The sequence below is a fragment of the Polyangiaceae bacterium genome (genome assembly GCA_020633205.1).
Lineage (GTDB): Bacteria > Myxococcota_A > Polyangia > Polyangiales > Polyangiaceae > JAHBVY01.
In genome coordinates this window covers 588,399-602,887 of the sequence record JACKEB010000014.1, presented here as the reverse complement: position 1 = coordinate 602,887, position 14,489 = coordinate 588,399, and the positions used below count along the sequence as shown (strand labels likewise).

At 63.4% G+C, this 14,489-nt stretch carries 9 protein-coding genes; 7 read left to right on the top strand and 2 right to left on the bottom strand.

Features of this window, described 5'->3' with window-relative positions; all coding sequences use genetic code 11:
- Positions 1-93: 93 nt before the first annotated feature.
- From H6718_22610 to H6718_22595, 4 genes are all read left to right on the top strand, one after another.
- Positions 94-1,707: a DUF1592 domain-containing protein gene (locus H6718_22610; GenBank protein ID MCB9588218.1), complete on the top strand. Its 1,614-nt coding sequence runs from the start codon at positions 94-96 to the stop codon at positions 1,705-1,707.
- On the top strand, positions 1,707-3,041 hold the full coding sequence (locus H6718_22605) for a DUF1552 domain-containing protein (GenBank protein MCB9588217.1): 1,335 nt from the start codon (positions 1,707-1,709) through the stop codon (positions 3,039-3,041). Before H6718_22610 ends, H6718_22605 begins: the two co-directional genes overlap by 1 nt.
- Entirely contained in the window at positions 3,038-3,934 is an 897-nt protein-coding gene (locus H6718_22600; protein ID MCB9588216.1) for a hypothetical protein, read from the top strand. The genes H6718_22605 and H6718_22600 overlap by 4 nt, the downstream gene beginning before the upstream one ends.
- A gap of 71 nt (positions 3,935-4,005) precedes the next feature.
- Positions 4,006-4,803, top strand: coding sequence for a hypothetical protein (locus tag H6718_22595; protein MCB9588215.1), 798 nt, complete (start codon positions 4,006-4,008; stop codon positions 4,801-4,803).
- Positions 4,804-4,819: 16 nt separating this feature from the next.
- Here the strand turns inward: H6718_22595 and H6718_22590 are convergent, their stop codons facing one another.
- On the bottom strand, positions 4,820-6,532 hold the full coding sequence (locus H6718_22590; GenBank protein MCB9588214.1) for a histone deacetylase: 1,713 nt from the start codon (positions 6,530-6,532) through the stop codon (positions 4,820-4,822).
- Between the two features lie 181 nt (positions 6,533-6,713).
- On the opposite strand from H6718_22590, the gene H6718_22585 reads away from it, so the two are divergent.
- From H6718_22585 to H6718_22575, 3 genes are all read left to right on the top strand, one after another.
- Entirely contained in the window at positions 6,714-8,093 is a 1,380-nt protein-coding gene (locus tag H6718_22585) for a trypsin-like peptidase domain-containing protein (GenBank protein MCB9588213.1), read from the top strand.
- 52 nt (positions 8,094-8,145) lie between these two features.
- Positions 8,146-10,314, top strand: coding sequence for an alkaline phosphatase D family protein (locus H6718_22580; protein ID MCB9588212.1), 2,169 nt, complete (start codon positions 8,146-8,148; stop codon positions 10,312-10,314).
- A 127-nt stretch (positions 10,315-10,441) separates the two neighbouring features.
- On the top strand, positions 10,442-12,643 hold the full coding sequence (locus H6718_22575) for an RNA-binding transcriptional accessory protein (GenBank protein ID MCB9588211.1): 2,202 nt from the start codon (positions 10,442-10,444) through the stop codon (positions 12,641-12,643).
- 4 nt (positions 12,644-12,647) lie between these two features.
- Here the strand turns inward: H6718_22575 and H6718_22570 are convergent, their stop codons facing one another.
- Positions 12,648-13,835, bottom strand: coding sequence for a hypothetical protein (locus H6718_22570; protein ID MCB9588210.1), 1,188 nt, complete (start codon positions 13,833-13,835; stop codon positions 12,648-12,650).
- Positions 13,836-14,489: the final 654 nt, after the last annotated feature.

Here is a 14,489-nt window from a genome sequence, read left to right as displayed (position 1 = left end):
TTCGAACTCAGATCAGATTGACCCTGGCGTTTGCCCCCTCCCATACTCATCCCGGCTCGCGTGCGCCTCACTCGCGTCGAGCTTGAAGGAGCCATGGCCAAGCTGCTTTCGAAAGGCTGGCTTGCTGGTTTGCTCACCGTCGCATGCACGGGGCAGATCGAGCCGCCGCCAGAATCCCACAAGGCGCCGTTGAACCCGGCGCCGGTCACGCTCAAACGCCTGACCCAAGCTCAATACAGGAACGCGATACACGCCCTACTTGGGGCGGAAATCGTCGTGCCCTCGGCGCTCGAACCCGACAGCGAGGCTGGCGGCTTCTTGAATGTCGGCGGCTCCATTGCCAGCATCTCTTCGCGCGGCGTGGAGCAGTACGAACGCGCCGCGTACGACATCGCAGAGCAAGCGATGGAGCCAGGCGCCGAGCGGGATGCTCTTGTGCCTTGCGCGCCGGCTGCGAATGTCGACGACAGCTGTGCGAGCGCTTTCGTCTCGAGCTTTGGCCGGAGGCTATGGCGGCGCTCGCTCTCCCAAGCGGAGGTGGATCGCTACGTCGCGATTGCCAGCGAAGCGGGGCGCCAGCTCGGCGACTTCTACGACGGACTGGAGTTCGCCATGGCTGGCCTGCTGCAGTCCCCAGACTTCTTATTCCGCGTGGAACTGGGTGAGGCGGACCCTGGCTCGAGCTTCAAGCGCTACACAAGCACCGAGATGGCGTCTCGACTGGCGTTCTTTCTCTGGAATAGCACGCCGGACGACGACCTCCTCGACGCTGGCGAGCGCGGTGACTTGCTCGACGAAAGCCAGATCGACGCTCAGGTGGATCGCATGCTCGCCTCGCCACAGGCCAGGAGCGGCGTGCGGAACTTCTTCAGCGAACTCTACGGCCTGCAGGGCCTCGACGACCTGGTGAAGGACACCACGATCTTCACCTCCCACAGCGCAGATTTGGGGCCCGACGCGCGGGAGGAAACCTTGCGCCTCATCGAGTACATGGTGTTCGATGAGGACGCCGACTATCGGGACCTGTTCACGACTCGCAAGACCTTCTTGAATCGACGGCTCGCAGCGCTCTACAGCGTACCGGCACCCAGCATCGACGGCTTTGCCCTCACGGAGCTGCCAAAGGATGGGCCCCGCCGCGGATTGCTTGGGCAAGCGAGCGTGCTAGCGATGCACTCTCACCCCACGAACACCTCGGCGACGCTCCGCGGCAAGTTCGTGCGCACCGTGTTGCTTTGCGGAGAAATCCCGCCCCCGCCGGCGAACGTCGACACCTCGCTCCCAGAGGCTTCAGCAAGCGCGCCCACACTGCGCGATCGAATTCAGGATCACCTGAGCGTTCCGGTGTGCGCGAGCTGTCACCGCGCGATGGACCCGATTGGCCTCGCCCTCGAGAAGTTCGACGGCATCGGCAAGTTCCGCACACTGGAAGCCAATACACCCATCGACGCCAGCGGCGAGCTCGACGGAACGCCTTTCAAGGACGCGGTCGGTCTGGGTGAGGCGATCGCGAATCACCCGAACCTTGGGCGTTGTCTGACACAAAAGCTCTATCGCTATGCCAAGGCATCGGTGGAGCGAGAGGGAGAAGACGGAGAGGTCGTGCGCCTCACGGAGGCCTTCTTGTTGAGCAACTTCCGCATCAAAGTCTTACTGCGAGAGATCGCCAAGAGCGATGGCTTCCGCATGGCAACGGAGGGCGAGTGATGGCCCGCAAACTCGACAGGCGCACGCTGCTCAGGGGCTTGCTCGGCGGCGTAGCCGTGGGCGTTGCGCTGCCCGCGCTGGAAGTATTCCTCAACGACAACGGCACGGCCTACGCATCTGGCGAGGGCTTCCCGAAGCGCTTTGGCTGGTGGTTCTATGGCAATGGCAGCCACTCGAACAAATGGAACCCAGCCCTGGAGGGTGCGAACTACGAGTTGAGCGAAGAGCTCAGCCCGCTAGCGGACGTCAAGTCAGACATAACCGTCGTAAGTGGCCTGAAGGTCTATCAGCCGAACGAGGTTCCCCACGGAACAGGGCCAGCTGCGTTGCTCACCGGGCGCCGCCTCGGCGTCGCTGGAGGTGACTTCTCGAACAGCACCTTCGCCACCGCCACACTCGACCAGATGTTGGCAGATGCCTTCCGCGGCCAGACTCGCTTCCCTTCACTGGAAATCGCGGTGGAGCGCACCGACGCCAGCCTCAGCTACACTGGGCCTGGCCAGGTGAATCCTCCGGAGTGGAGCCCTGCCGCGCTCTTCGATCGCCTATTTGGTGTTGGCTTTCGCGCGCCGGGAGACGACCCGGTGATCGACCCCAGGCTCGCGCTGCGTCGTAGCGTCCTGGACGCCGTGAGTGAGGACGCGAACGCACTGAAGAAGCGCGTGAGCCGTTTCGACCAACAGCGCCTCGACCAGCACTTCACCGCCGTACGAGATCTCGAGAAGCAGATAGCCCGACTTGAAGAGGACCCGCCAAACTACGCCGCGTGCTCCAAGCCGATGTCGCCGCTCGACGAGTATCCTGACGTCGAGGGGCGTCCGCAGATGTCCGCAATCAGTCGAGTGATGAGCGACATGCTCGCCATGAGCCTGGCCTGCGACCAGACGCGGGTGTTCTCGTACTTGTTCAGCAAGCCAGTAGGCAACGTGCTCTACCCAGGCGCGCCCTTGGGCCATCACCAGCTCACTCACGACGAGTCCGGCGACCAGCCCCAGGTGACCAAAATCATCCAACAGATCATCGCGGAGTACGCCTACACGCTGCAGGCGCTGAGAGCGATTCCCGAGGGCGACGAGACACTACTCGATCACTGCCTCGTCATGGGCTTCTCCGACTGCAGCTTCGGCAAGAGCCATGCGGTAGACGAGTATCCAGTCGTCCTCGCAGGTGGGGCGAGCGGTCGCTTGAAGAAGGGCATTCACTACCGCGCTCCGGGCGCAAACATCAGCAAGCTCGGCTTCACGATTCTGGGCATGATGGACGCCGGTGTTGGCGAGTTCGGCGGTGACGAAGGGATCGTCAGTGAGGGCCTGGACGGCCTGGAGGCCGTGTGAGGCGCCTGCTTGCAAGCGCCTTGCTTCCGCTCCTGTTCAGCGGTTGCGGAGGAGATGCGGAAGTCTCTGAAGCACCCGAAGCGACTGCTCAGCAGGACTTTGGAGCCGTGCTGACCTTCGCGACCTTTGCGCAGCAGCTGGCTGAAGCAACGGACGACAAGCGCGCAGTCGCTGAGGGGCTGAATCTGGACGAGTCAGACGGCCTCGGGGAGGACGCAGCGACTTGCTACAAGAAGGACTTCGATGGCCCCGATGGTCGCGCCGGCGTGGACAATCAGTTCGCGGTGCTGTTGCCGCTGATCAAGACCTTCGTGGGAGAGGACAACATCGACGTCCTGCTCGAGGCGGCGATCACCAACGGCCAGCTCTTGATCGTGATGGATCTCCAAGGCCTCGATAACCTTGATGACGACCCTGACGTGAAGCTGCGCCTCGGTGCTGGTACCGGCTCGGTGCTTCAGGACACGACCGGCGCCTACGAACTCTACCAAACCTTCGGCTATAACCGCGAGGAAGCGCCAACGAGCGACTTCGCAGGCTACGTCAAGGACGGTACGCTCTACGCCAACGCCGCTGAAGCCTGGCTGCCGGTACGCGTGCTGGACGCAGACTTCAACCTCCATGTTCGCAACGCGAAGGTTGAGTTCAAGCTCACCCGTGAGACTCAAGTGGGCGGCGTGTTCGTCGAGGGCATCGTGAGCGGCGGCATCAACGTGGACGATTTCAAAGAGATCATCGCCGGCCTGAACATCAGCTCTGACCTGCAAAAGCTTGCAACGAGCGTGATCGGAGGCACCGCGGATCTCGCCCCTGACGGCGACGGCGTCTGCCAAGAGGTCTCTGCTGCGTTGAAATTCCGGGCGAGCCCGGCTTACATCCTCGACCAAGAATGAAACGCTCCAATTTCCGCCGGGTAATATACCTAGGCTCACTGTCCTCGGTTTGCGCGACTTTGCTTGCGCCTGTGGCACACGCTCAAGAAGCTGCACGAGACACGGCTGGGCCTGCGGACACCGGACACGCCACGCAAGCACCCAAGGGCCTGGAAGCATCGTTCCAAGCAGGCGCCTTTCGGCGCATGCTCCGCTACAACGACGACATCTTTCAGCGCCTCCAGAGCTACACCCTGAAGACCGGTCCATGGCTAGAAGGGAATCTCGCGCTATTCCCCGGCGCGTTGGCCGGGGACACTAGCGCCATCAGCTGGTTCGGAGTCGAAGGTAACTACGGCCAGGCTGTCGGCCTCGACTCCGAGCGCTACGCTGGAGAGAGCTTCGATACCTCGAGTCACGCTTATCGGATTGGGCTCGCAGCGCGCGTCCCTGTGGCGGAGCATCGTGTGCTCGGAAGCGTCTCCTACGGTCGCCGGATCTTCGAAGTGGACAACATCGTCCCGGACAACGCGTTATACCCTGCGGAACCGGGCATACCCGGCGCGGACTACCAGTTCGTGCGCATCGGCGCTGGCTTCGACTTTCACGCCACCCCAGTGCTGAGTTTGGTCACGGAGCTAGGATATCGCGCGGTGGTGGGCGAGGGAGACATCGCGACAGACGCTTGGTTCCCCAACGCCAGCGCAGGCGGCATCGACTTCACGATGCAGCTCCGCTACGCGCTGAGTGACGCACTGGACGTGCGCGCCGGATTCCAGCTCGAGCGCTACTTCTTCAAGCTGAGCCCGGAAGTGGGCGACTCGAACGTCGCTGGTGGCGCACTGGATCAGTACTTGGGTGCGTTCGTGGGAGTTGGCTACGCGCTCTAGGCCGCCTGGCTGCCAGCTAGGCGTTGCTCGAGGCGACGGTGAAGTGAGCCGCTTCTCTTGCCTCACGGATACGCTCTCGGCGCGACTCCAGGTCCACGTCCTCCGGGGTGTGGTGCCAGTGCACCATCAATTCAGCCTCCCAGGTGTACGGTTTTCCGTTCAGCAGCACCCGCCCCTGCGCGACCAGTGTGCTGGCCTCCAGCAATGGAAAGGGCTCGAGGTCACGGATCAGCGCTTCGAAGCGACCCTGGCGTTCAGGCTCTGCGAAGCTCGCGTCATGGCGCGCCGCGTACGCCAGATGAAAAGAAGCCGGACGGAACGCAACGCCCGCTAGCTGCAGGCGTTCCGCGATCCGGTTGAGCAGCTCACCGGCTTCTCGCGCCAGGCCGAGCCCAGGGTGCTCCTGGCCAGGCAGCTTTGGGCGGCGGGCGCTGAACTGGGCCCGTGGGTTACGCAGCGTGAGCCAGTTCACGAACAACACCTCTTCGGGTCGCTTGATCTCCGCGACGCACTCGACCAGTAGATGCCGCAGCGCACCAGCGTGGCCAAACAGCCGCATGCGGTCTCCACTGCCGCCCTCATCGAGCTCGACCTCGAAGTCAGAATAGCCCAGGCGCTCGAGCTGCCGCAGGATACCGTAGCGTGCCAGGGCGTACTCACAGCCGTCCTCCGTGTAGAACCCCAAGAAGCGTCGCGTGCCGTGCTGCACGTGGAGATCACCCAGGAGGTCGTTGAGCGTCAGCTCCGTCAGGCCCTCCAGGGCGCCGCGATCCAGGCTCTTGCCGATCCGCGCGAAGCGACTGCGCAGCGGATCGTATCCAGGCACGATGGGCGCCTCCGAGTCCAAGCCGCAAGCCAATACGCTACCAGCCAGGATCTTCCACGCATCCGCGTGGTAACCCCCCGCAGGCAGCCAGACGCACGCTTGATCGCCAACATACCACGACACCATCAGGTCACGCTGGCGGGCACCGTCCAAGGTGAGCCCAAGACCCCCCATCCTGTCGCCGGCGAGCACGTCGCCACCAGCAAGCACGAAGTGGAGGTCCGCTCGAGGCATGCGCGACAGCAGCGCGCCTAGGGTCGCCAGGTATTTCGAGTCGCCGGTTCCGGGAGGTAACACGGTCTCATCGACGTTCGGCAGCGGCCCCCAGTCGCAACCGGACAACGAACCGATCCACACTCGCTCGTCCCCGGCGAAACACTCACTGGTTCCATCCGGGGGATGCGCGTCGAGATCGATCACATTCACACGTCCGCGGAAGCCGCGAGTCCGCAGCACCGCCACCGCCGTTGCGATGTCATTTACCGGACATAGGCCGCCGCCGCGATTCGGGCCGGCGTGATGAAAACCGCCGAGCAAGTTGAAGACATTGCTGCGCTTGAGCAACGCCCACTCCGTCGCAGCCAGCGTGCCGCCGCATGCCAGGCGAATCGACCGCAACACCTCGTCGACGCGAAACTCCGAGGGGTCCATGGCGAACACCCGGGCCAGATCCTGCACGTCATGGAGTCGCTCGAGCAGGTCCGGTGTGTGAACCAGACTCAGCTCGGAGTAGGCGATCCGGCGAGGCCGTTCGAGCGCTCGCTCGTCGATCGCGCCCGCGTCGACCAAGTAGCCCACCACGAAGTCAGCACGGCGAGGCTCGATCCCGAGGACTCCCTCAGCTCCCGCTAGCGGCAACCGATACTCGGGGTGATACCAAACCCGCAGGGGCGCGCGGCCCATGCGGCGGAAACGATTGGCGATGCGCCGTAGGGCGACGGGAATGCGGGAGGTCATCTGGAATTTCTGGGATTGGTGGGAGGCGGGCAACCTACCGAGACCGCTGGCCCTCTATTCAGTGCAGCCAGCCCCGTGGCAACAGCGCCTGCCCTTGGACCTCGCATGGTGCTATAGCGGCCGACCCATGTCAGAGGCATCCGTCGTCCGCATCTTCGCGACCACACAAAACCCCGACTACGACGCACCCTGGCAGAACCACACTCCGGCGAGCAGCACCGGATCTGGCGTGACGCTCGACGAGGAGCACGTCCTCACCGGCGCCCATGTGGTGGCCAATGCCACCTTCTTGCAGGTGCAGAAGGTCAGTGACCCGAACAAGTACGTCGCGCGGGTCGTGGGGATCTGTCACGACGCCGACCTCGCGCTGTTGCGCATCGAGGACGAGCGGTTCGCCAAGCAGCAATATGCTGCGGCCGAGCTGGGTGAGCTCCCGAGCCTGCGCGATCGCGTCAGCGTGGTCGGCTTCCCCGTCGGTGGCGAAGAGGTATCGGTCACGGAAGGCGTCGTTTCGCGCATCGAGGTGCAGCGCTACAGCCACTCCCAACGACACTTGTTGGCGGTGACCGTGGACGCCGCGATCAACGAAGGCAACAGCGGTGGACCGGTCTTCTGCGAAGGCAAGGTCGTAGGCATCGCCTTCCAGACACTACGCGACGCAGAGGCGATTGGGGAGATGGTCCCCGTGTCGCTGATCAAGCGGTTTCTTCACGGAATCAAGACGAATCGTCCGCCGGAGATTCCTTCACTCTCACTACGTTCTCAGAGCCTCGAGAACCCGATGCTCAAGCGCGCTTCCGGCTTGAGCCCGGAGCAAACCGGTGTGCTCGTTCGGCGCATCGAGCACGGCGGCACCGCAGACGGAGTTTTGCGACAGGGCGACGTGCTCTTGCGCATCGGCGGCTACAAGATCGAGGACAACGGCACCATCCGCTACGAAGACCGCATTCGTACTCGCTACGACGTGGTGATGGGTGACCACTACGTCGACGACGAGCTACCCATACGCATCATGCGTGACGGCAAGGAGTTCGACCTGAAGCTAATTCTGCGCGGAAAGCAGTACTTGGTCGACCGCAGTCGCTACGAAGAAGAGCCTCGTTACTTCGTCTATGGCGGTCTGGTGTTTCAACCGCTCAGCCGCAACTACTTGGAGACCTGGAATCGCTGGTGGGACAAGGCACCTCCGGAGTTCCTCTCCCACTATTACACCGGCGTCCGCAGGGCGGATCAGCGGGAGATCGTGGTGCTCACACAGATCCTCGCCGACGACCTGACGGTTGGTTACGAGGACCACAGCAACGAAGCGGTGCTGGGCGTCAACGGCGTGATGCCCGTGGACATGGCTGACTTCGTCCAGCGCATCGAAGCGGCGGGCGATACCTGTGAGTTCGAGACATCGTGCGGAGCCCGGCTGTTGTTCGAGACGCAAGCCGTGCGCGAAGCCGGACCACGCATTCTTGAGCGCTATCGCATCTCTCGGGACCGTTCGCCGGACCTCGGCTGAGACCGCTCGCGTTTGTGTGGTCTACCCGTGGGCTCCGGGCTAGAACGAGCCCATGAAGCGACGGGAGTTCTTGGGGGTCACGCTCGGCGTAGCCGGTAGCGTCATTGGCACTTCTGCTTGTAGCTCGGACGAAGAAGGGGGTGAGGGCGGAGGCTTCGGCGACGGAAGCGCCTTCTTTCCTCAATCGGTCTGCTCAGGAGACCCCAAGGCCGACAGCGTGATCTTGTGGACGCGGGTCGTCGATAGCGACGCCAATGGAGACCTCAGCTTGGAGCTCCACGTCGCCAAGGACGAAGGCTTCAAGGAGCGTGTCAGTCTCGACGGCGCAGATGCGATGAGCCTCACGGCCGAGGCGGCCTTCGACGGCTGCGTGAAGGTGCGTGTCACTTCGCTCGAGGCGGGCGCCTACTACTGGTACCGCTTCGTCTACACCAAAGGCGGGAAGCAGTTCGCCTCGCGCACTGGGCGCACCAAGACCGCTGCCGCCGCTGGCAGTGACGTCGCTGTGCGTTTCGCCGTGGCGAGCTGTCAGGACTTCAACGGCAAGTATTACCATGTGTATAAACACATGGCCGACCAGGAGCTCGACTTCTTCGTGCACCTGGGAGACTACATCTACGAGACCACCGCGGACCCTGGTTTTCAAACCACGGCACCTGGGCGCGCGGTCACCTTCCGCGACTCAGCTGGCGCGATCGCGTTCAACGTCGGAACCGACAAGGAGTACTACGCGGCGCAGTCTCTGGATAACTACCGCGAGTTGTACCAGACGTACCGCTCCGACGCGGATCTCCAGCGCGTCCACGAACTGTTCCCGATGATCGCCGTATGGGACGATCACGAGTTCTCCGACGACTGCTGGGGCAACGTCGCGACCTACACCGACGGACGGGAAGACGAGACGGAGCCCTCCCGACGCCAGAACGCCGACAAGGCGTGGTTCGAGTACATGCCGGTGGACTACATGACCGGCGCCGACTTCAAGTACGACCCCGGCGTCGCCTTCCCAACCGACATCACGATCTATCGCGACTTCGTGTTTGGTCAGCACGTTCACCTCGTGATGACCGACCTGCGCCGCTACCGCCCAGATCACATCGTGGCGGAAGACGCCTTTCCTGGCGCGGTGTGTGTGACCCAGCAGGACATCACGGACAACGGCTTCCCCACGGAAATTGCTCGGCCGTACGTAGACATCGAGGCCTTCCAAGGCGGGACGTACAAGACGGCACTAGCAGACAACGCCGACAAGACCGAGTTCGACCCGGCCCAGTTCACCGGCCTGGTGAGCGTCGACTTCATCAACGGCTTGCTCGATACCATCAACGAGAGCCTCGGAACCCCAATCGACAAGATTGACGACACCGACGCGACGTTGGAGCAAGGCTACGCCTTCCACATGCTGATGAAGAGCGACCGCTACGGGCAAGTCGGCGCGCGCTACCTCGTGGTCAAGCCGATGTACGACGCCTATGCGCGGCTCCGCTACCTCGCGACTAACAAGGCGAGCGAGAGCATCATGGGCGACACCCAAGAGTCGTGGTTCATCGACACGCTCAAGGGTTCAGGCAGCACCTGGAAGGTCTGGGGCAACGAGTACACGTTCATGCCTCGCACGGTGGACTTGAGCGCCGTCGACTCACTCCCCAGCTTGTTCCGCCAGAAGTTCAGCCTCTCCGCAGAAGACTGGGATGGCGTGCCGAACAAGCGCCAGGAGTTGCTGAGCCAGCTCTCGGCGATTGAAAACATGGTCGCCGTCACCGGCGACATTCACGCCTTCTTCACCGGGGCGCTACGCACCATGGACAACGCGAAGGGCTTCACGGAGTTCGTGTGCGGCGGCATCAGTTCAGGCACCTACAAGACTCTGCTGGTCAGGACCGCCCAGAGCAGCCCAACCCTCGCCGCCGCGGGCGCCGTGGCGCTAGCGATTGGCGTTGGGGACTTCCTCACGGATCCAGACATCAAGGCCAACCCGCACCTGGCCTATCAGGCGTTCGACAAGAACGGCTATGCTACCTTCGTCGCAGACGGTAGCAAGCTCGAGGCGACCTACCACGCCATCACGGAAGAAGACGTGGCCAAGGCGGAGCTGAGCGGCGGCTATGGCGAGCACTTCGTGGACACGGTGTTCCGCGTGAACGCGGGCTCCATCGATCTGTTGCTGGTTGAGGGCGATGCCACCAAGAAGTGGGATCACGCCAGCAACGCTTGGATCTGAGGCAACCAGCCCACTGATCGCGTGGCCGCTCACGGCCGCCAAGCCGCCTCGAGCAGCCTCGGATCAACAAAGTCCTATCAGTTCATCACGGCTGCCGCATCAGCGCCGGCCGTGATAAGTCGACGGCATGTCCAACGGGAGCTCCCGCAAGGAGCAACAGGCTGCTGACTTTGGTGTGGCTGAGCGCATCGCTCAGGAGCGCGGAGGAAACCCGGCAGGGATCCAGGGCGCGCTTCGGCTGCTCGGGGAAGGCGCGACAGTTCCCTTCATTGCTCGTTACCGCAAGGAAGCAACCCACGGCTTGGATGAGGTCGCTTTGCGAGAAATCGGGGAGCGCGCGAAGTACCTGACAGAGCTCGCGGAGCGACTGCTCAGCATCAAGCACTCCATCGCTGAACAGGGCAAGCTCTCCCCCACCCTAGAAAAGCTGCTGGATGCGTGCACCACCAAGACGGAGCTCGAGGATCTGTACGCACCGTACAAACCCAAGCGACGCACTCGGGGTGAGATCGCCAAGGAGCGTGGGCTGGAGCCGCTCGCCGACGCCCTGTGGCAAGCCGCGCTAGGCAAGCAGGCCCCAGCTGGTTCACCGCAAGCGCTCGCCGCGCGCTTCGTCGACCCAAAACGAGAGGTAGCCGACGCCGCTTCAGCGCTGCAAGGTGCTCAGGACATCTGCGCGGAGCGCATCGCGGACCGCCCCAAAGCCAGAGCGCTGGTGCGGAGCGCGGTCGAGCGCGGCGACGTGAGCGTGAAGAAGAGCAGCAAGCACAAGCAGGCCCGCACCAAGTTCGACGACTACGACGGCTTTGCGGAACCGGCGGCGCGCATTCCCTCTCACCGCTTGCTCGCCATCTTGCGTGGCGAGAACGAAGGCGTATTGAAGGCGACCCTCACCTTCGACGAGGCGCGCACCCGCGATGCTCTGGAGCGCGAGCTGGGGCTCAGAGGCAACTCAGCCTGGTCCAGCCTGCTCGGCGCCGCGCTCGACGACGCAATGAGCCGCCTGCTCGCGACGGGGGCACGCAGTGACGTTCGCGGATTGCTGAAAGAGCGCGCCGAGCGCGAAGCCATCGAGGTCTTCGCGCGCAACCTGGAGAAGCTGCTGTTGGCTGCGCCCTTTGGAGAGCACTGGGTGCTCGCCATCGACCCCGGACAGCGCACCGGTTGCAAGTGCGTGGTGCTCGACCCAACGGGCAAGCTGATCCGCACGGCAGTAATCAATCTAGTCAATGGCCCGAGAGCGCTAGAGCACGCCGCCCGCACGCTGAATGACCTGTGGCGGGAGTTTCCAGTTGCTGCAATCGCCGTGGGGAACGGGACTCACGGCAGGGAGACAGAAGACTTCGTGCGCGAGCAACTGAAGCTGCGAGCCAACTCGGAGCCCGTGCCAGTGGTGAGCGTGAACGAATCTGGAGCCAGCGTGTACTCAGCCAGCGATGTCGCTCGCGAAGAGCTACCGGATGAGGACGTCACTATTCGTGGCGCGGTGAGCATCGGAAGGCGCCTGCAGGACCCTTTGGCGGAGCTCGTGAAGATCGATCCTCAGAGCATCGGCGTTGGCCAGTACCAGCACGATGTGAATCAGGGCCGGCTCGCGAACAAGCTGGGAGAGGTCGTCGAGAGCTGCGTGAACCACGTGGGCGTGGAGCTGAACACCGCGAGCCCGGCGCTCTTGGCGTTCGTCTCAGGCATTGGTCCAAAGCTCGCCCGGAAGATCGTCGAGCACCGTGGCGCCAAGGGGGCCTTCCCCAATCGCAAGGCGTTGCTCAAGGTACCAGGGCTCGGCGCGAAGACGTTCGAGCTGGCAGCTGGGTTCTTGCGAGTGCGCGCTTCCAAGCATCCACTGGATCGCAGCGCCGTGCATCCGGAGCGTTACGACTTGGTGGAGCGAATGGCCAAGGATGTGCAGCTCGGCCTCGACAAGCTAGTTGGTCACGGCGATGTGATTCGCAAGCTTGATTCCGCGAGGTACCTGTCATCGGACGTCGGCCAGTACACCCTGGACCATCTGCTCGCAGAGCTGGCTAAGCCAGGTCGCGACCCGCGAGCCACCTTCGAGGCTCCCAAGTTCAGAGACGACGTGCGCACCCTGGAAGACCTCAAAGAAGGCATGGTGCTCGAAGGCCGCGTGACCAACGTCACGGCTTTTGGCGCTTTTGTTGACGTTGGGGTGCACCAAGACGGTCTGGTTCACATTTCGGCGTTGGCCGATCGCTTCGTCAAAGACCCGAACGAGATCGTCGGTGTCGGCGATCCCATCCGGGTCAAGGTGTTGGGTGTGGATCTCACCCGCAAGCGCATCAGCTTGAGCGCCCGCGGGTTGGCCTAAAGCCTCAATCCTCGAGAGCCGGGATGGCCTGACGCTCGACGGAGAACACATCTGGGATGCGCGACGTGCTGTAGAACAGCGTGCCGTTCGCAACGCCCAGGCGCTCCACCCAGCCCACCTGCTCCAGAACCACGCGAGGTTCGCCACTGGCCGCTTCGCTCGCTGTCGCCAGGCGACCGTGGGTTGGCACCGTCCACAGGGTGCCATCCCGCTGCTCGAAGCTGCCGCCGTAGGTAACCCAGTACGCTTGACCATCAACCACGGTGAGGTTGCGCGCGTACTTGTGCGTCCCTCCCGCGTTCTCGAGCACTCCATCCGCATCGACGTGCCACACGCTGCCGCCCTCGACGCCCGACGTGAACCACAGCTCGCCGTCCACCACCTGCAAGTCGTGGGTCGAGTGGTTGCCGAACCCCGCGATCTTTTGGCCGAGTTTCCCAATCACGAGCTCGCTATCCGCGGCCTCGAGTTCCTGGCTCAGCGGGACGCGACGGATGCTGCCTTGGTCTCGCTCGCTTGCGTAGTAGAGGAAGCCGTCAGCAACCGTCGGGGAACAGGCGCTGGCATCGACCACCAGCGACACCACGCGACCTGGTTGGTCTAGTGACACGCCAACGATGCTGAGGCTCGCCCAGTCGTACCAAAGCACGAGACCATCGGCGATCACCGGGCGCTCAGGCGTCTCGAAGCCTTGCGCCAGCAAGCCGCCTTTTCCGCTGCGCAGGTCCTGAAACTCGAGTGAAGTGCCGCCCTCACGCTGAGTCGTCCACACGCCGACTCCCTCGTCGGCCCCAATCCAAGACAGGCCAGGTTGCTGATCAGCGACGACCGAAATCTCTCCGCTAGCGAGGGAGACCGCGAGCACGCTTTCACGCGCACCATCAGTAAACAGCAGGCTGTCGCCGGCAGTTGCCAACCAGTGCTCGCCGTCACCGCTCCCCGTGTAGAGCACCGTCGCCTGGCTCCCATCGCCCGGCGCCGAATCCGTTTCGCAGTCGCGATCGAAAACTCCGCCACACTCGACCTCCAGGCTCCCCGATGACCTCGGGGGAACACCCGGATCAAGCTGCGTGGGCACTTCGGGCTGGTTGGGGTCTTGTGCGTCGGGACCCTGAGGATCGGCGTTGGTCACGCCTGCCTCCCCGGAACAGGCCAGAGTGACGAGAGCGGTGAGCAGGAATAGGCGTTTCATCGATACTTTCCGTTGCAAGTGCGGGCAGCCGAACGGGCGACAACCGCGAGTGTCTGGCGCAAGGCCGTCAAGTTGCGGTGGATATCGACCAGCCCAGAGTCGAGTTGCGTAAAAAGACACTGAGCTCGCCGCGCGAGTTTTCGGGGGGGAGGGCGCCATGAACGTGCGTCGCAATCCGACTCGGCGACCGGTCCGGCAGATCCGTGCGGCTTTCTAGTTTCCGCGTGGTTATTCTTTGAAAGACAGAATCAGACCGCCCAATCTGCGCGCGCCGATACTCTCGGTACTCCTTTGGACGCAACGCGGTTCGGCCGTCGAGTCGTCAAAGTGAGCATCGGTGCCGCCCCAAGCTCGGACAGGGGCGAGAGAACTGAGACGGATCGCCCTACGAAAGCTAGTGGCGCGCCCCCTCACCCCCCAAACCTGTCGAACGACCGCTTGGCATCGCGCTGTCTACGGCATCGCGCTGTCTTTGGCATCGTGTCGGGCCACGACGATTCCGCTGGTTGGGCTTCTGTCGCCGCCAGGCTGGATTGGCGTGCGAACTGGCCGCCTCGGTGTGGATCGCCGGAAACGTTTCAGTCACACTCCAAAGTCCACGTCGGGGACGTTGGGCGGTGGCGCGAAAGCTGAGAACCAGCGTTCAAACCAGCC